The 17813-nt window shown below is 61.3% G+C and carries 17 protein-coding genes and 2 pseudogenes; 8 read left to right on the top strand and 11 right to left on the bottom strand.

Annotation, left to right across the window (positions count from 1 at the left end):
* Nucleotides 1-74 precede the first annotated feature (74 nt).
* Nucleotides 75-2105 carry a tyrosine-type recombinase/integrase gene (locus tag CUR21_RS05470; protein WP_100196022.1) on the bottom strand — a complete coding sequence of 677 codons (2031 nt, stop codon included), beginning with the start codon at nt 2103-2105 and terminating at the stop codon, nt 75-77.
* Nucleotides 2102-3394: a tyrosine-type recombinase/integrase gene (locus tag CUR21_RS05465; protein ID WP_232622699.1), complete on the bottom strand. Its 1293-nt coding sequence runs from the start codon at nt 3392-3394 to the stop codon at nt 2102-2104. Before CUR21_RS05465 ends, CUR21_RS05470 begins: the two co-directional genes overlap by 4 nt.
* Between CUR21_RS05465 and CUR21_RS05460 the strand changes: the two are divergent.
* The 6 genes and pseudogenes from CUR21_RS05460 to CUR21_RS18555 all read left to right on the top strand — a co-directional run.
* A pseudogene (locus tag CUR21_RS05460) lies at nt 3326-3631 on the top strand (hypothetical protein); the annotation flags it as partial. The gene CUR21_RS05465 and the pseudogene CUR21_RS05460 overlap by 69 nt on opposite strands.
* A gap of 1 nt (nt 3632) precedes the next feature.
* On the top strand, nt 3633-3830 hold the full coding sequence (locus CUR21_RS05455) for a hypothetical protein (RefSeq protein WP_100196020.1): 198 nt from the start codon (nt 3633-3635) through the stop codon (nt 3828-3830).
* Between the two features lie 74 nt (nt 3831-3904).
* A complete protein-coding gene (locus CUR21_RS05450) occupies nt 3905-4324 on the top strand; it encodes a hypothetical protein (protein WP_100196019.1) in 420 nt (139 codons plus the stop codon).
* A complete protein-coding gene (locus tag CUR21_RS05445; protein WP_100196018.1) occupies nt 4317-4961 on the top strand; it encodes an antitoxin of toxin-antitoxin stability system in 645 nt (214 codons plus the stop codon). Before CUR21_RS05450 ends, CUR21_RS05445 begins: the two co-directional genes overlap by 8 nt.
* A 57-nt stretch (nt 4962-5018) precedes the next feature.
* Entirely contained in the window at nt 5019-5636 is a 618-nt protein-coding gene (locus CUR21_RS05440; protein WP_100196017.1) for a DUF6088 family protein, read from the top strand.
* Between the two features lie 36 nt (nt 5637-5672).
* Nucleotides 5673-5849 (top strand): hypothetical protein, encoded by a 177-nt coding sequence (locus CUR21_RS18555; protein WP_153750067.1) that lies wholly within the window; start codon nt 5673-5675, stop codon nt 5847-5849.
* A gap of 82 nt (nt 5850-5931) precedes the next feature.
* Here CUR21_RS18555 and CUR21_RS05435 read toward each other — a convergent pair whose 3' ends face one another.
* Both CUR21_RS05435 and CUR21_RS05430 read right to left on the bottom strand, forming a co-directional pair.
* Nucleotides 5932-6849: a nucleotidyl transferase AbiEii/AbiGii toxin family protein gene (locus CUR21_RS05435; RefSeq protein ID WP_100196016.1), complete on the bottom strand. Its 918-nt coding sequence runs from the start codon at nt 6847-6849 to the stop codon at nt 5932-5934.
* A complete protein-coding gene (locus tag CUR21_RS05430) occupies nt 6839-7660 on the bottom strand; it encodes a type IV toxin-antitoxin system AbiEi family antitoxin (protein ID WP_100196015.1) in 822 nt (273 codons plus the stop codon). The genes CUR21_RS05435 and CUR21_RS05430 overlap by 11 nt, the downstream gene beginning before the upstream one ends.
* 360 nt (nt 7661-8020) lie before the next feature.
* Between CUR21_RS05430 and CUR21_RS05425 the strand changes: the two are divergent.
* Nucleotides 8021-8161, top strand: a pseudogene (locus CUR21_RS05425) (IS3 family transposase); the annotation flags it as partial.
* A gap of 24 nt (nt 8162-8185) precedes the next feature.
* Here the strand turns inward: CUR21_RS05425 and CUR21_RS05420 are convergent.
* The gene (locus tag CUR21_RS05420) at nt 8186-10546 is read right to left on the bottom strand and encodes a 1-deoxy-D-xylulose-5-phosphate synthase N-terminal domain-containing protein (RefSeq protein ID WP_100196014.1); all 2361 of its coding nucleotides are present in this window, start codon (nt 10544-10546) and stop codon (nt 8186-8188) included.
* Nucleotides 10547-10677: 131 nt separating this feature from the next.
* Between CUR21_RS05420 and CUR21_RS05415 the strand changes: the two genes are divergently transcribed.
* The gene (locus tag CUR21_RS05415; RefSeq protein WP_100196013.1) at nt 10678-11136 is read left to right on the top strand and encodes an Lrp/AsnC family transcriptional regulator; all 459 of its coding nucleotides are present in this window, start codon (nt 10678-10680) and stop codon (nt 11134-11136) included.
* A gap of 70 nt (nt 11137-11206) precedes the next feature.
* On the opposite strand, the gene CUR21_RS05410 is transcribed toward CUR21_RS05415, so the two are convergent.
* The 6 genes from CUR21_RS05410 to CUR21_RS05385 all read right to left on the bottom strand — a co-directional run bounded on the left by CUR21_RS05410 (nt 11207) and on the right by CUR21_RS05385 (nt 17796).
* Nucleotides 11207-12247, bottom strand: coding sequence for an alpha/beta fold hydrolase (locus CUR21_RS05410; protein ID WP_100196012.1), 1041 nt, complete (start codon nt 12245-12247; stop codon nt 11207-11209).
* 29 nt (nt 12248-12276) lie between these two features.
* The gene (locus CUR21_RS05405; protein WP_100196011.1) at nt 12277-13320 is read right to left on the bottom strand and encodes an ABC transporter ATP-binding protein; all 1044 of its coding nucleotides are present in this window, start codon (nt 13318-13320) and stop codon (nt 12277-12279) included.
* Nucleotide 13321: 1 nt separating this feature from the next.
* Nucleotides 13322-14353: an ABC transporter ATP-binding protein gene (locus tag CUR21_RS05400; protein ID WP_100196010.1), complete on the bottom strand. Its 1032-nt coding sequence runs from the start codon at nt 14351-14353 to the stop codon at nt 13322-13324.
* Nucleotides 14353-15195, bottom strand: a complete 843-nt coding sequence (locus CUR21_RS05395; RefSeq protein ID WP_100196009.1) for a carbohydrate ABC transporter permease — start codon at nt 15193-15195, stop codon at nt 14353-14355. Before CUR21_RS05395 ends, CUR21_RS05400 begins: the two co-directional genes overlap by 1 nt.
* The gene (locus CUR21_RS05390) at nt 15192-16058 is read right to left on the bottom strand and encodes a carbohydrate ABC transporter permease (RefSeq protein WP_100196008.1); all 867 of its coding nucleotides are present in this window, start codon (nt 16056-16058) and stop codon (nt 15192-15194) included. The genes CUR21_RS05395 and CUR21_RS05390 overlap by 4 nt, the downstream gene beginning before the upstream one ends.
* Nucleotides 16059-16266: 208 nt before the next feature.
* Nucleotides 16267-17796, bottom strand: coding sequence for an extracellular solute-binding protein (locus tag CUR21_RS05385; RefSeq protein ID WP_100196111.1), 1530 nt, complete (start codon nt 17794-17796; stop codon nt 16267-16269).
* Nucleotides 17797-17813: the final 17 nt, after the last annotated feature.

Here is a 17813-nt window from a genome sequence, read left to right as displayed (position 1 = left end):
CTGCGCGGATCAAAGCGCTGGCGGTGAGGACGGCGGGGAGGTCCCTGTGGTCTATCGCGGGGCCGCCGCAGAGTTCATTCTTCAATTGGTTCTTCCAGGTCGACCAAGAGCCTTTCGATGCGGTTCGCGATGCCGTTGTGCCGTTCGACTTCTCGCGACCACCCCCGTTCTCTGGCATCGGCTGCAAGCGCTACTTCGAGTTTTCTCCTGTCTCGAAGCCGACCAGCATAGGCCTTACTGGTCACAAATTTTGTGCAGCTGAGATACAGGTCGCATTCGCAAGGCCCCTCTGAGGGCAGGCGAAGACAATGGCCAAGTTCGAGCTCAGTCTTGATGAAGTTCGACTTCAGCCAATCGATCGCCGCGCACGACAGCTTGCCTGCGCGGATCGCATCTGCACCCGGGCCGGCAATCGTTTCGCCGGGTCCCAGGACGCTGCGGTAATCGCGCAGCACTTCGGTGTCGCTGATCCTAGCGTAGACCATCGACATATGAGGGGTCTGATGACCGAGAACACTCATGATCGTGTGCAGTTTCGCCCCGCGCTCGGCCAGTTGCGTGCCTACGGTATGTCGAAACCGGTGAGTGCTGACTGTGGGTTTGCCGTCATGATCGATAAGCCCGGCCAGCGTGCAGAGTTGGTTCAGTGGAGCCTGCATCAAGTAGTCTGGCGAAATCCGCCCGCCGCGGCGATAGAAGACATATCGAACAATTTCGCCAGTCCTATCGTCCCGGATCGGTCGGTCATTGGCTTCCAAACGGCTAGCGATCACCTGGCTCAATGCCGTGGCAGCGTCATCGTGGAGCGGAACAAGGCGCTCCCGCATCGTCTTTCTTGCAGGAATTCGTAGGCGATGGGTCCCGTCGGGATAGCGATCCAGACAGTCGATGCGGAGCCGGACGATCTCTCCCCTTCTAGCCCCTGACCAGCGGGCAACCAGAAGTGCTGCACGCTGGAATGCACATTCGATCTTCGGAAGATGCTCCATCAGACGTGAAAGCTGATCGTCGGGTATGAACCGCGGAACGCGGTGCGCTAGCCTCGGCAGGTCACTTGGGTCGAGGAGCGGGCGTGTGGGGAAGTTCGGCCAATCCCAAGCCGCACCGTCCGCGAGAAATCTGGCAACGGCACCTGCTCGTGCGCGCCGGGCAGTAATGGACAGTGGCGCGCCGGTTCGAGGCGCGATGTCGTGCTGCAAGTGGCGCAGGTAATCGTTGAAGAGGTCGGGCGTGATGTCCGCAAAGGTCTGAACCTTGGGTTGCAAGCCCGCGAGGTAACCGATGAAGTGGCGCATCGACACGGCTAAGTGGTCGACCGTCGGGCGCGCCAAGGTCAGCTGCCTTTTCGCAACCCAGCGATCCGCCCAGTCCTGAAGATCAGGCCGCGGCGATGGGATCGGTTTGCGCTTGTCCTGTATGATCTGTGGGCGGACAACATCATTTCCGTTGTGGAAGAGGAGAAGCTGCAATCGCCGGGTCTGGTTGTGCCAACCTCGCAGAAAGCCGTTCGGGAAGTCTTCCTCTTCCTTTCTGAACAGGTGAGCGTCACTGCGCTCTGCGAATGCTTCGATACCGGCCATCATCTCGTCAAGGTGGCGCTGTCGGAGATCATCGAAGGATCGGATGCCGGTGTGCATGGCGAGCCGGGGCAGGATGACGTGAAGCGACGCCCGCACGCTGGCTGCGGAATAGCCAATCCGCTCGCTTTCCGCGACCAACTGGTCCAAACCAGTGTAGGCGCCTAGGGGTGCCATCGTCTCAGCAACGCGCATGTTCCCGACGGCAAACAGAAAGTCGTAGTCCAGCTGGATGCAGTCAGTCATGGCGGCGTAGTACAGGTAACTGCGCGCCCGAAAACTGACCGGATAAGTCGGGTGTGCCTGCGTGTCGCCGCTCAGGCGGCCAATCCTGATCGGCAGGGGGGCGGAGAACCAGTCGTTGATATCCGGCCAGCTCTCGACAAACCTAGATCGGTAAAGCAGCCGTTGGCGCCGAAAACTGTCGTCCATCGGAATGCACGCCAGAAAGGCCGCATAGTCCGCTTCGTCCGCATGTTTGAAGGGGCGGGGATGACCGGTCTCGGTTTTAGGAGAGATCTGCTTCACGGCTGATCTCCCCCTTCACCCCGCGCCGGGCGATCAAGGCCGAGGGCCCGCCGGTATTCGGTCACGACCACGGCATCGGAGACCCTAGTATAAATCTTCGTCGATTCCGGCGATGCATGGCCCAAGCGCTTCTGCAGGGTCAGCTCTCGCATCCCCGCCTCCCACATGCGTGTCGCGTGGGTGTGGCGGAGTGCATGGGGGGTCATCCACTGTTCTCGGATCCCGGCGCGGTCGCAAGCACGGGCAAATAGACGGGCCAGCGCAGAATAGGACAATGGATCCTTACGATTTGCGCCTCCCCCGCCTACGAGGAAAACGAACAGCGCTTCGGCATCGTGAGGCCGTTCATGCATGACGTACGTGTTCAGTGTTTCCAGGGTCTCGCCATCGTGCAAATCGACTATGCGCTCGACGCGGGACTTCGATCTCGCGCCCTTTGGATGATCGTCGCAGCAGCGGACGAAGATGCGACGACGCCCGTAGCTTATGTCTTTCATCTGCAATCCAAGGACCTCCCCTGGGCGTAGGCCACCATTCAACATGAGCAAGATCAGGCTGCGGTCGCGGAGATTGCGGGTGGCGGCCAGTAAGCTTTCAACCTGATATTGGCTCATCGGTCGGGGGAGCCGTTGCACCGTTTTCAGGCGCAATTCTCTGATCTCAGGCTTATGCTGCGAAATACCTGCCAGAAAAGGTTTGTGTCGGTCGCTCACCCGCCAGGAAGTCCGATCCTGCCTTCTGACTATGGGGTTTGGCCCGCTGAACGCTCCTGTGAAAATCGCCCAGCGATAGAAGGCGTCAACCGCCACGAGGATGCGATTGATCGTGGCGGCTGAAAGGCCCTGCTGAACGGCAGCCCCCTCGCTCACCACCAGTCTGATCGAAGTATCCCGGCGCTTGCGTTTGGCGTTTACCGACCGGAGGTACTCGAGGAATGCGGCCGAGAGTTCGGGGGAGAAGGAGGTCCAGTGAATTCCTTGGGTTGAGAGAAAGGTCCAGAGATGAATGAGGTCGCGTGCATAGGCGAGGGCGGTGTTCGGCGAATACGCCTTCGCCCCAAGGTAGCCGACAAATCTGCAGATCGGGTCGACTGCGTTGCCGTCCATATCGGTCACAAGAATGGTCGCGCCACCGTCGGCGCTTCTCAGTTTGAACATTTGCGCCTCGGTGTTTTTGCGGGTCGTAACAGCCAGCATAGGGCAAAACGCCACCGTCGGCGTGCTGTCCACATAATCGACCAGAGCAAGGAGATCACGGCTGACTTCCGGCACCGGGCCTTGCGCCACCATGCGGAGGGCATCTTCATGGCCGAGACGATCTTCGGCCAGACCCTCACCCTCTCGACCGGGCGCATCATCCCGACCCGCTGGGTGGGAGAGCAGCATGTGAAGGAAGACCTTGGCTTCATCCCGAGCTTTGCTGACTGGGTGAAGGCGATCCGTCCCGAGCCCTGGATGGGCCGGACCGCGCGGATCGAGGCCCTGGTCGATCCGCATCTCGCCTCGCCCGTGGTCGAGGTCGCCTGAGATGACCGATCCGGCCTATCAGCGCCTCGGCCTGCCGGTGACGGCTTCGCCCTACGCCGTCCTGCGCGCGGCGGTCCGGGCGCTCCACCCCGACACGCGCGCCGTGCGCGGCTTCCGGCCGGCGCGCAAGCGCTTCTACCGGCAGATGCTCTGCGCGCATTCCATGCGACAGGCGGTGGGCGACAGGCCTACCGGCTGATCGCCCCCAACCACCCTTTCATCCCAATCCAGTGCCCGGCCGCTCGGTCGGGTCTTCCCATTCAGGAGGTCCCCATGGCGGATTACTTCACCCATTTCTCGTGCCTGCTCGACGTTGGCACCCCCGATAAGGCTGCCCGCGCGCTCGCGCTGTTCCAAGAGCTCCGCGCCAAGGATCAGGACGCCGAGGACCCGGAGGTCGCGGGCTTCGACCTCGTGCGCCAAGACGCGCCCGAGGGCAGCGCCCTCTGGATCCATGACGACGACCACGGCGATGTCGAAGCCGTCATCCGCTTCGTGCTGCGCCTTGCGGAAGAGCTCGACCTCACCGGCCTCTGGGGCTTCCAGTACGCCCTGACCTGCTCCCGGCCGCGCCTCGACGCCTTCGGTGGCGGCGCGCATGTCATCGACCTCGGCGCGCGCAATTCCATCGGCTGGACGATCAGCCAGGAATGGCTTGCCACTGCTCTGCACGGGGAGGACGCAGATGCCTGAGGTGATCTGCACCACCGTCTACCAGTTCCCCGAGCTTTCGGATGCGGCCAAGGAAAAGGCGCGCAGCTGGTATCGCGAGCTTGGCCCCCACGATGATTGGTGGGACGCGGTCCATGAGGATTTCGAGAGGGTCTGTGACATCCTCGGCATCCGCCTGAAGACCACGCCCGCGCGCATGATGGGCGGCGGGACGCGGGCCAAACCCTGCATCTGGTTCTCCGGGTTCTGGAGCCAAGGCGATGGGGCCTGCTTCGAAGGCTACTGGTCCCACGCCAAGGGCGCGGCAGCGCGCATCCGGGACTACGCGCCCACGGACGCGACACTGCATGGCGTCGCCGACCGCCTGCAGGCCATCCAGCGACGTAACTTCTACCAGCTCGCTGCGGAGGTCAGCCACCGCGGCCGCTACTACCACGAATACACCATGGCCGTTGACGTCACGCGGGACAGTCCGACCTGGCAGCCGCCGACTGAAGACGCGGAGGAGATCGTGACCGAGGCGCTGCGTGATCTGGCCCGCTGGCTCTACCGCCAGCTTCAGGCTGAATACGACCACCTGACATCGGACGAGGCCATCGAGGAGGGGATCATCGTCAACGAGTACACCTTCACCGAAGGAGGGCGCCGCTTCGGGTGAGACGGCACGGTTGAATACTGTCAGAAAACCGCATATGTTTCTGACAAAGGAGCGATCATGGAGCGCATGGCCGAGAGCATTATGAAGGTCGCGATGACGTTGCCGGAGGGGGTGCCCTTGGCAGCGAAGGGCCTCTTGCACCTCGGCTCGCGCGCGGCGGTCGATCAGACGCTGTCGCGTCTGGCCGCGCGCGGCGAGTTGATCCGTGCGGGACGCGGCATCTACATGCGCCCGGTCCAGACACGCTTTGGTCCGCGCAGTCCGTCGGCTGAACAGGCGATTGAAGCGCTCGCTGTGCAGCGGGGCGAGACGATCGTGCCGAGCGGTGCTGCCGCGGCAAACGCTTTGGGCCTGACCACGCAGGTGCCGGTCAAGACGGTTTACCTCACCTCGGGACGAAGCCGTGTGCTGAAGCTTGGCCGGCAGGCAGTCGAACTGCGTCATGCGCCGCGCTGGCAGTTGGCCCTTGGGAGCAAGACCTCGGGCCAGGTTGTCCGGGCTCTGGCATGGCTCGGTCCGGATGAGGCTCCCAAGGCCATGCAAATCCTGCGATCCAAGCTCACGGAGACTGCAAAGACAGAACTGGTATCGGCTGCGCCGCAGTTCCCGACCTGGCTGGCGCGATTGGTCGGAGAGATGGTCCATCCACGCGCCTCGATCGCGGCTGGCGGCTGATCTGCCAAACCGCAATTGCACCAGAGGATCGTAAAGATGACAACGCCCGATATCGAAAGTCCTGACCACACTGATCTCAAGAAGATCGACCATGAGCGCTTCTTTGAGGCTATTGACTCACCGCCTTTGCCGACCGAAGCCCTGCGCTTGGCCTTTCGTCGGGCGAAAATGCGGTCAGTTCAGCGCGACACAGGGCTTGCAACGACGGACTGAGTTCGCCGGTCTTCTGGACTTCCCATAGACGTGCTGAGGACGGCGATGTCTCTGCCCCCGTCTCGCCGGTGCAGGACATGGTTCAGCTCAGAAGTTTCAGCAGGGCGTCGCGCTGCGCTGCGTGCTTTGCGGGGTTTTCGCGCTTCAGCTTGTTCAGGTTGACGAGTTTCCACTGCACGGCGGGCAGCTGACCCGCCTGCGCCCGGTCGATGGCCGCAAAGTCAGGCTCCCCGTCTTGAAGTGTCAGAAGGAACTGCCTCGCTTTGTCGTCGAGGCGCGATTGTACATCTGCGATCAGCCTGAGGCGCGTCGCCAGAAGCGAGTCGAGAGGAACGGGTGTTCTGGTCATTCCCTCGAACTCCCGCGCGTAGGGTTGCTCGAGGTCGATCAGATTCGGATCGAGAAGCTCATGCGCCGGCCGGGGCGAACTGGCGACATAGATCAGGAAGGTCTGGAAGAGGTCCTGCGTCAGGCCCTCGTTTTCGTAAAGGAGCGTGACGTCGTAGAGGTCGCGGGGATGCTGCCGATCTAGGGCAGCGTGCAGCTTGCCTGCGAACAGGTCCTCGAAAGAGACGACCTGTATTTCAGCATAGCCGTAGGCGTCCTCCACGGCGCCCGAGACGATACGGATTTCCGGGTCGTGAACCACGCCTCGGGTCACAGGCGAGGTTTCGATCTTGATCTCGGCATTGCCGAGGCGTGCAAGCAGCCGTGTGTCTCCGCCGCCGCCGCCTTGGATACGCTGCGATTTCGCGCCGCGGATACCGGCCTCGATGGAAGCTGCGATGCGGTCCATTGCCGCATTGATCTCGTCCAGGCTTTCGGCGCGTTCCTTGATTGGCAGGTAGGTCAGGTCGATATCGACCGACAGCCGCGGCAGGTCCCGGTAAAAGAGGTTGATCGCCGTCCCGCCCTTGAGCGCGAAGACGCTTTCGCCTGCGACATGGGGCAGGACGCGCACGAGGAGCGCAACTTGGGCTTCATAGGTCTCACGCGCCACTGCCGACCTCCGGTTCCACGAAATCTTTCGGCACCATGATCCGATAGCGGGGGTGGATCTTCCCGCCCTGAACCAGGGCCCGGTCGCCGCTACCGAGATCAAATGCCTGCGGGTCGATCCGCTTGCGCCAAGGATGGTCGTGGCGGTCGGAGAAAACGAAGAACAGGCGCTTGACCTTGATCTTGCGGCAAGTCTGGAGGAGGTCGGACAGCAGTCTTGGGCGCAGGGTCGTCAGGCTCTCGAAGACCATGTCGACAGTGTGGAAGCTTTCATGGTCAGGTAGTTCGTCCATGGCCTCCAGGATCGCGCGCTCCGGCGTCGACATCGTGAGACCCCAGTCCCACGGCTGGCCGGTCGTTTTGCCCTCGATCAAGCCCAGTTTCGGGTCGGCAAACAAGGAACGGGGGCGGATTCTGATCTGGGCATCCGTCGGTAGTTTCGCCAGCCAATTGGGGATACTGTCCCCATACACCCAGACAGGAGCGCTATCGCCGAGGCGCAGATAATGGGCATGCCCCTGTTCGCCGAGCGCCGTGGTGCCGCCGACATGCAGGTCATGACCCATGATGTGCTGCGTGGAAAGGATGCAGGTCTTCCAGTCGATGCTGTTTGATATCGGGATGGCTGCGGTGCTGGGGAGTGGGCGGCGGAATACGCCTCGGGTGATGCGGTCGAGCCAGCCGCGCTTCACATAGTCACGGAAGCTCTCATAGGCGATGCCGTGGGAGACGAGCCATGCGGCATCGACTAGGTACCCGGCCGGCACGGCATCAAGCAGTTTCTTCAGATTTTGTGACCTTGCGGCGTCCATGATATCTAAAGTGACATATTTTTAAAGTGAGCACCATGGATTTCTTTGACGGAAGCGACACTTTAGCGTTTTGGACGCTCCAAAGTCAGAATTTCCAAAGAACTGAGGGTAGCTCTAATTGATGGGAGATTTGAATGCGCTGGGATAAGAGACGGCTACAGATTTGCGGTGGTTGCCGAAGGTCGCAGCGGAGTACCTACCGGAGCGCCGCCGCGACCAGACCGTGGTCCTTCGGACAGAAGCTTGACCGAGGCTGATGTCCCTAAGCGCCCCTGCCAACCTATAGGTTGGCAACTGCGCTCAGTTTGCCAAGCCACGGTATCGTTCTCACTAGCGATTGCCTTGTCCTACAATAGCTTGCGGGCCCGCAGTGGAGCCCGACAAGACGTGTTCGACTACATCGAGTTCTTCTACAACCCGCAGCGCAAACACGTTAGGAACGGCATGCTGTCACCGATCGCCTTCGAACAGCAGCAGAAACTGAAACTGCAAGGAGTCTAGCAAACTAGGGGCTGTTCACTGACCCTAAGGACCTCGTCCCGTTGTCAAACCCGCTATGGACTGCGCAAGGGAGTCACGGTCCAGCCCGAAGTGGTGATAGAGGTCGCCGATTGTGCCAGTCTGGCCGAAATGCTCGACCCCGTGTGACACTGTCTTGTGCCCGCCGACCGACCCTAGCCAGGCCAAAGTGGCCGGGTGTCCGTCAATGGCCGTGACCAGCAGACAATCTCGTGGCAGGTCCGCCAACAATGTCTCAATGTGGCTGCGTGCCGCCCGGTTACCACGTGCGCGGGCGCGCTGTGCGGCCGTCCAGCCCGCGTTCAGCCGATCGGCCGAGGTAACGGCCAGCACCCCCACATCGCGGCGGTGTTCGCCGATGATGCCCGCTGCCGCAATAGCCTCAGGCGCTACAGCCCCCTGATAGGCGATCACTGACTGGCAATTTGGTCCGGGCTTTCGCAGCCAGTAAGCTCCGTCGATGGCTCCTTGCAAGAAGGCGTTGTCGTGGCGCTTGCCCGGCTGTTCGAGCGGGTTTGTCGTCAACCGCAGATAGACCGACCCGCCTGTTTTGTCGCGCAGCCAGGTGCGTTCGTCCGGGTCGCCATCGCCGTCGCGTTGAAGGTAGTCGAAGGCCCATTCCATGATCACCGCCAATTCATCGGCAAAGGCCGGTTCAAACGCCGCCAAACCATCCTGCGACATGCCGGTCAAGGGTGTCCCGATGGACTGATGCGCGCCGCCTTCGGGCGCCAGTGTAACGCCCGACGGGGTGCCGATGATGATGAAGCGGGCATCCTGATAGCAGGCATAATTCAGGGCATCGAGGCCCCGATGCACAAAGGGGTCATAGACTGTGCCGATGGGGAACAGCCGCTTGCCGAATAGGCTGTGTGACAAGCCCGCCGCCCCCAGCAGCAAGAACAGGTTCATCTCGGCGATGCCCAGTTCGATATGCTGTCCCTCGGGCGCAAACTCCCACTTCGCGGTCGAGGGGATGCGGTGCTCAATGAAGGCATCGGCCTGCGGCTGACGCGCAAACAACTTGCGCCGGTTGACCCAGGGGCCGAGGCTGGTGGTTCCCGTTACGTCAGGCGAGGTGGTAACGATCCGCGCGGCCAACGCAGAGGAGCTCTTGGAAAGTTCGTCGAGGATCTTGCCGAAGGCAGCCTGGGTCGAGATCTCGCGGCCAGTATCGACGATGATCTTCGGCACGGCAATGCGGTCGTCGTGATAGCGGCGGCTGCCATTTGCAAAAAACGGCACACGCGAGAGGAAACTGCGCAGGGCGGTCGGGTCTTGGACGGTGGCCATCGGCTCCCACTCCTGGCCCTGCGGCACGCCCATGTGCCTTTGCCATGACGCAAACTGAGTGGGGTTCATCAGCCCGCCGTGGTTGTCCTTGTGGCCGGCAATCGGGGTGCCCCAGCCCTTGATCGTATAGGCGAGAAAGCAGGTCGGCCGGTCGTGGGTGACGGCGTCAAACGCCTCGGCCATGGTCTGCACGCAGTTGCCGCCCAGGTTTTCCATCAGCGCTGCCAATCCTGCGTCGTCGCGCCGGTCGATCAGCGCCGATACATCGCCCTGATCGCCCAGATCCTCCATCAGCCGCTTGCGCCAGACGGCCCCGCCCATAAAGGTCAGCGCGGCGTATTGCTGGTTCGGGCAGCGGTCGATCCAGTCGCGCAGGGCGCTGCCTCCCGGCTCGGCAAAAGCCGCGCGTTGCAGGGCGCCGTATTTGACCCGCACCACATCCCAGCCGAAGGCGTCGAAGATCTGCTCGATCCGCGCAAACAGCCCTTCACGCACGATCCCGTCCAGCGACTGGCGGTTGTAGTCGATGATCCACCAGCAGTTTCTCAGATCGTTCTTCCAGCCCTCTTGCAGCGTCTCATAGACGTTGCCTTCGTCCATCTCGGCATCACCGACCAACGCCACCATGCGGCCCAAAGGCAGATCGCCGCCCCAGTCCTTGGCGGCGATATAGTCCTGCATGATCGACGCAAACGACGTGATCGCGACGCCAAGGCCGACCGATCCGGTAGAGAAATCGACATCATCCACGTCCTTGGTCCGGCTGGGGTAGCTTTGCACCCCACCGAAACCGCGGAAATTCTCCATCTTTTCGCGGGTCTGGTTGGCCATCAGATATTGGATGGCGTGAAAGACCGGCGAGGCATGGGGTTTGACCGCGACCCGGTCTTGTGGCCGCAGCGCGTGGAAATAGAGCGCTGTCAGGATCGACACCATCGAGGCCGACGACGCCTGATGCCCGCCGACCTTGATCCCGTCTACGTTGGGCCGGATGTGATTGGCGTGATGGATCATCCAGTGCGACAACCACAGCAAGCGCTGTTCAATGGTTTTCAGATGGGGAAAATCAGGCATCGGCAACTCCTTTAGGCAAGAATATCGCAGTCCCTGGGCGAGATACTTGCATTTTACCTGTCTTTTCGCACTCCGATTGCTCATATTCGGCGTCAAATTGACAAGGAGCGCTGATTTTCGGCGTATATCATATGAAACTGGATCAGATCGACCACCGAATTCTGAAAGAGCTGCAGGCAGATGCGCGCATCTCACATCAGGAACTGAGCGAGCGTGTCGGCCTTTCGCCCTCACCCTGTGCGCGGCGCATCCGTCGGCTAGAGGCTGACGGCTTCATCACCGGCTACAGCGCCGTGGTGGACGAGGTACGCATGGGCTTTGGCTTCAGTGTCTTCGTCTCTGTCAAGCTGGATCAGCAGGTGGACCGCAAACTTGTCGAGTTCGAGCGTGAGGTCAAACTCTGCCCCGAAGTCGTGGAGTGTTGGCTGATGACCGGCAGCTTCGACTATCTACTTCGAATTTCGGTTGCCGACCTGAACGACTTCGAGCACTTTTTGACCGGACGTCTAACGAAGATCGGCGGAGTCGCTTCGATTGAGTCTTCAATACCTATCCGATGGGTAAAGCGGCAATCCGCGCGGATCAGCTGAGCTTAGGACGAGACTCCAGACGCAATCAAGTCCACCAGATGACTGATCAGATCGCCCGCAAGAAGATCGCCTAGACCTGTTCACCTAGCAGCCCGGAGAGCGCCGCGTTGATCTGCGGCATGTAATCAGGCTCGATGGCGAAAAGACCAAGATGGCCTGCCTTGCCGTCGATCACGGTCAGGCGGGCACCGGGGATCAATGCTGCCTCTGCGATGCAGGTGGCCACAGGGAAAATCTGGTCTGACGATATCGGCATCAGCAGCACCTTAGACTTCACCTTCGCGTAGGCGGCCTTTGCATCGCCGCCCGCATTGCCACCCACATCGGCGCGTTGCCATTTGCTGACCTGTGCCAGCAGGTTGTTGGCATCCATCGGCGCGAAATAGCCGGTCATGAAATCGGTCAGAAAGGCATCCAGAGACGCATGACCCAAGGGTTCCCATCCCTTGCGGTCTAGAAAATCAGGGCACCAAGCAAGGTTAGTCCAGTAAAGCGCGTGCTGGCGCAGTGGCACTGCCATGTCGGCAGCGGCATAGGCTCCGCCGTTGAAGCCTGGAGCAGAGGTCAGGATGTCCTGGACGATCTTGCCTATGACCACGGCATGGGGGCGCGTGGTGCCAACCCCCGCCAAGGCCGCAACGCGCTGCGCAAAACCGGGGTAACGGCAGGCCCATTCCAGCGCCTGCCCCGCCCCCATCGACCCGCCGAACACCAGCGCCAGATGATCGAGGCCAAACGCCTCGGTCACCAGCCGGTGCTGTGCATTGACGTCATCTCCCATTGACACTGCGGGAAAGGCCGCCCCCCCTTGCGCCGCAGAGTTAGAGGGCGATGTGGACAGGCCTGATCCCAACTGATTTGCCAGAATGATGAAATACTTCGATGGGTCCAGCGCATGGCCCGCGCCTATGTAAATTTGCTCCATGATCTTGGTGGTGCCCGTGTACCAGGTGGTGACCAGCACTGCGTTGTCCTTGGCCGCGTTCAGCTTGCCTTGGGTGGCGTAGGCAATTTGCGCGTCCTTCAGCACCTGCCCCGAGGTCAGGGTAAAATCGCCAAGGCTGTGCAGATGAAACGGACCGTGGTTTTCCTGTGAATAGTAATCACTCATTGTCGCCATCTCCTCAGGTTGCAAATTTTTCAGGCCACAAGGCGGCCTTGGTGGTATAGCCGCAAGCAGTCTTGCGGCACGTCAAAACGCACGATTGCCCCGACCGTTTCGGCCCCTGCTACGGCACGGATGCGCAACGACGCGTCGCCGACCGACAAGGCCAGCACCTGATCGGCACCTTCAAACCAAATGCGCGTCACGGTGCCTGCCAGGGGGCCACCCGCAACTGCATGCTCCGGGCGAAAGGCCAGTGTCAGATCTGTGGTAGGCAGGTCCGCGGGGGCTGTGCGGGACAGGCCGGCGCCGGGGACAAGCACCCGGTCACCCTCGCGCACGGCGGGCAAAAAGTTCATCGCTGGGCTGCCGATAAAGGTCCCAACATGGGTGGTGGCAGGGCGTTCAAACAGCTCTTGCGGAGTGCCCGCCTGTATCACCTCACCGTGGTTCATCACGACAACTGTATCGGCAAAGGTCAGCGCCTCGTTCTGGTCATGCGTGACCAGCACCATAGTCAGGCGAAACTCGCGGTTGATGTCCTTCAGGATCTTGCGCAGCTCGAACTTCATCTGCGGGTCGATCACCGTCAGCGGTTCGTCCAGCAGCACCGCTGAAACATCTTCGCGCACCAGCCCGCGGCCCAGCGAGATCAGTTGTTTCTGATCTGCCGTAAGCGCCACGGCGCGGCTGTTCAGATGCCGCGACAGGCCCAGCCGCTCGGCAATCGCCTCCACCCGCGCCTTGATGCGGGGGGTGGGCACGCGGCGGCACACCAACGGGAAGGCCAGATTTTCGCCCACCGTCATCGACCGGTAGATCACCGGCACCTGAAACACCTGCGCGATATTCCGCGCGCCGGTGTCTTTATCAGTCACATCCTGCCCGTCAAACAGGACCCGGCCCTCAGACGGCTTCAATAGGCCCGAGATGATATTGAGCATGGTGGATTTGCCACAACCAGATGGCCCGAGCAGCGCATAGGTGCCGCCATCGCGCCAGGTCATGTCTAGCGGTTTCAGCGCATTTGTTCCGTTGCCGTAGGAGTGGGCCAGTTTGGCCAGACGAATTTCTGCCATGTCAGACCCCTGCCCTTTGCCCGTCTGCGCCAAAGACTAATCCTTTGTGCAGATCAAGATGCACGCCCACCACATCACCGGGGCTTCGCAGCACGACGCTTTTTTCCTGCATCACCAGGTCAAGGCCGTTCAACGACAGGTGGGTCAGCGTTTCAGACCCGGTGACTTCGGTAAGCGTGACCCGCGCCTGATGCGGCCCGCCCGCGCGGATATCGCTTGCGCGCAGGCCCAGCGTGTAGGCACCCGACGGCAGAGTAATTGCCTGCTGGCCAAGCGCGCCGAAATCGGCAACGCCGTTCTGGTGAAATGGGATCGGGTTGATCGGCGGGTCGTTCACGACACTGGCGGCGGTCAGGCTGGCCGGGTTGGCAAATACATCACGCGGGCTGCCCGATTGCACGATGCGACCGTCCGCCAGCAGAACGATCTGGTCGCCCATCTGCAACGCCTCACGCGGATCGGTCGAGGCGTAAAGCACCACTGTGCCCGTCTCTACGGCCAAGAGGTCAACCAGATCTTTGCGAAATGCTTCGCGCAGATTGTAATCAAGGTTCACAAACGGCTCGTCCAACAGAAGGACCGGGGCCTTTTTCACCAGCGCACGGGCGATTGCCACACGCTGTTGCTGGCCACCTGACAGCGCCGAGGGGCGGCGGTCCACCATCGCGGCAAGACCCACGCGCGCCAGGGCCGCCTCGGCGCGGGCGGCGGCGTCGGCCTTGGCCACACCCGCGCGCACCAGCGGGAAGGCCACATTGTCTCGCACGTTCAGATGTGGATAGTTGATGAATTGCTGCGTCACCATCGCCACCGGGCGCTTCCAGGGCGGCAGGCGCGTCCAACCCGTGCCGTCCAGCAAGATCTGGCCCCTGTCCGGCGCAATCAGCCCCGCAATCGCGCGCATCAGCGTGGTCTTGCCCGCCCCGGTGCGGCCCAGAATTGTGGTCAGCGTGCCGGGCTGAAAGCTGGCGTTGATGGCGGCCAGATGCGCCACGCTCCCCACCAGCAGCTCAAGATCTGTGATCTTCAGCATCAGCGCACCGCCCCGGCCAAGCCGCCCTTTGACAGGAACCGCTCTACCACAAACGCCAGCACAACCAGCGGCGCGATAGATACCAGCGCCGCCGCCGACAGCGACCACCACGGCGTCACCGATGAATTCAGCGACACGATGGCCACTGGCAAAAGCTGCGTCTCGGTAAAGGTCAGCGTGAAGGCAAAGAAAAAGTCATTCCAGCCAAAGATGATGCAGAACATCCCGGCCACCACCAACCCCGGCAGAGCATTGGGCAGGATCACCCGCCAGAAGGTGATGATCGGATTGCAGCCATCCATCCACGCCATCTCATCCAGCCCACGCGGCACGCCGTTGAAGAAATCGACCATGACCCACACCGCAATCGGCATCAGCAGCGCCACATAAACGAGGATCAACCCCGGCAGACTATCCAGCAGGCCAAGCGAGCGCAGCATCAGGAAAAACGGAATGGCCAGCACTATAGGTGGCATGATCCGCTGGCTGATGAAGAAGAAGGTAATGTCGCTGTTGCGCATCCACAGAAACCGGAAGGTGAACCGCGACAGCGCATAGGCGGCCAGTGTGCCAAGCGTGATGCTGATCACGCTGGCCGACAGGGTAACGACGAGGGAATTGTAGAACGGCTTCACCACATTGATGCCGCCCACCCCGCCGAAAAGCGACTGCCAGCCCTGCAAGGATGGTTCATACTGCACCCACGGGATCCATGTCGCCCCGCCGGTCACGCCATTGGCGGATTTGAAACTGGTGGTCAGCGCCCAGAGGAACGGGAACACGACAAAGGCCGACCACAGCGCGATCGCCAGATATTTCAGTGCCAGATACAGGGTTTTCATGCCGCGTCCTTTACCAATGCGCGCACCAGAAGCTTCGCAATCACCGTCAGCGCCACGATCATGATGATCAGGTAGGTCAGCGACAGCGCCGCCGAATAACCGATCTGGAAATCCCGCATCCCCCGAATGTAGATGTAATAGCTGGATGTTTCGGTACTGGTGCCCGGCCCGCCAGATGTCAGCACATAGACCGTTTCCATGATCTTTGACGCCTCGATCAGGCGGATCAGGATGGCCCCCACCGAAATCGCGCCCAGCATCGGAAAGGTTACCGAAAAGAACGTTCGCACAGGCCCCGCACCATCAATCTTTGCAGCGAGATATGGCTCGTTCGGCAAGGACAAAAGCCCCGCCAGCAGCAGCAGAAACATGAACGGCGTCCATTGCCAGACCTCGACCATCACCACCGCCGCAAAGGCCCAGCCTGCGCTGGAGAGCCAAGGTGCGGCGCCGATGCCGAGACTTTCCAGAATGGGGTTCAGCGGGCCGAGGCTTTCATGAAAGATCGTGCGCCACAGCACCGACATGACGACGGGCGTGGTCATCATCGGGATCAGGAACAACACCCGGAACAGCCGCCGCGCGGCTAGGTCGCGCCAGACCATCAGTGCCAGCGCAAAGCCAAGGACATATTGGATCAGCACCGTCGTGACCGAGAGCAGCGTCAATCGCCCGAGAGCCTGCCAATAGCGGGCGTCCTCCCACAGGCGGCCATAGTTCTCGCCGCCGATCCAGTTCAAGCCGGGGTTATACACATCCCAGGAGGAAAAGCTGACGCGGATGGTGAACAGAAGCGGGAAAAGGATGATCGCCACCAGCACCAGAAGGCCGGGCAGAAGGAACAGGTATTTCTGGCGGTACATCGGCGTGCGGTCCTTTTAGGTTTCGGATCGGCTTGGTTGCCGTCACTAAAGCCGCCCCACCCAACCCTCCGCCCCAAAGGCGGGAGGGATAAGCGGGATCTGCAAAGCTGTCTTGCGACGCATCCGGCAAGACGTGCCACGTCAGTGCAGGGGCCTCCCCCATGGGGAGGCGATGGGGGTGGGGGGGGCTGCAACAGCCCCCCTTTGATCACTTGTCTTCCAGTGCCACCACGTTTGCATAGGCGGCTTTCACCTTGTCCTTGCCAATCCGGTCCACGATTGCGGTCCATTCGGCGGCCACACCATCCAGCGCCTCTTGCGCCGTGGCCTCGCCCGATTGCGCCCGTGCCACACCTGCAGCCAGCGACGACATGAACTCGCCCACCCCCGGGACGCGCAGGTCGAACACCTGATTGGGGGCGCTGTCCACCGCCTTCAGCGTGTCGGCATAGGTGGTGGCAACGGCAGCATCCCAGCCAAGGTCGTTCTGATAGAACGCCGGGTCGAAATGTTCGGCCCGGTACGGGTTCACGCCAAAGCGGCCGATTTGCAGGTCAGCCATGGTGTTCGCCTCGTTGGAAAAGAAGCACAGATAGTCGAATGCCATATCCTGATTGGGGCTTGCCGCGGCCACTGCAGACGACCAACCCCAGGTGACATATGATACCTGATTTGGCGTCTCGAACGTATCCCACGCGCCGGTGGTGCGGTTCCAGACCTCTTTCGCGCCCGGCAAGGGTGCTGCGGCCACCTTATTGCGGATCGGGCTGTCAGCCTGCATGGCCTGAATGAAAGCATCGTCCCATGAATAGGACATCAATGTCTGCCCGCCACCGAACGAAAAGATCTCATCCCCCAGACCGAAAGACGTGCCACCGGGCGGCATCGACGCCTGTGCCGCCACGAACAGTTCCAGCCCGCGCACCCAGCCGGGGGTGTTGATCAGGGGCGTCATGGTTTCCAGATCAAAGAAGAAACCACCCTTCACGTCGGGGTGCTTGGCATAGGCCGCAACACGGCTGATGAAGGCGGAAAACATCAAGTCGTCGCGCTTGGTCACTTCGGCAGTGCCGAAGTTCGGCGCACCGTCGCCGTCAAAGTCGAAATCGTTGAATACGGCGGCGACCTCGTTATATTCCTCCCATGTTGCAGGCACGGTCAGATCGCGGCCAGTGGCCTCTTTGAACTTCGCCTGCATATCCGGGTTTGCGAACACATCGCTGCGGTACTTCAGATAATGGCGGTCGCCGTCCATCGGGTATTGCAACAGCTTGCCATCCACAAGCGACACGCCACGGTAGGTGTCGGTCACAGATTTCATCCCCGATGTTTCCTGATATGCCGCAGGCACTTCGGCAAAAAACGGACTGAAATCCCCCAGCCACAGCGAGGCATGGAACAGCACGTCATACGCCGCCTGCTGTGTCTGGAACGGAATCATGATCCGCTGGAACAGATCGCCGAACGGCACGTGCACCACGTTGACGGTGGCCCCGGTCAGTTCCTGAAACTGCTGAGCGTGCAGCGCTGTCGGCTCGCCGATCACCGGGATGGCATGGGTGATGATGTTCAGCGTGCGCCCGGTGTAGTCCTTGGCATCAATCGCTTCGAAGGAACAGGTGCCCGGCACATCGGCCTTGATGCCGTATTTGGTGTAATCCTCAGCCATTGCCGTGCTGGCAATCAGGCTCAGGGCCGTCGTTGCGGCAAACGCGCCGCGCAGCGTTGTCTTGGTCATGGTTTCCTCCCGAAAGA

The organism is Pseudorhodobacter sp. MZDSW-24AT, assembly GCF_002794355.1.
Taxonomy (GTDB): Bacteria; Pseudomonadota; Alphaproteobacteria; order Rhodobacterales; family Rhodobacteraceae; genus Pseudotabrizicola.
The sequence above is the reverse complement of the archived record's forward strand: the minus strand, read 5'-3'. Positions and strand labels throughout refer to the sequence as shown.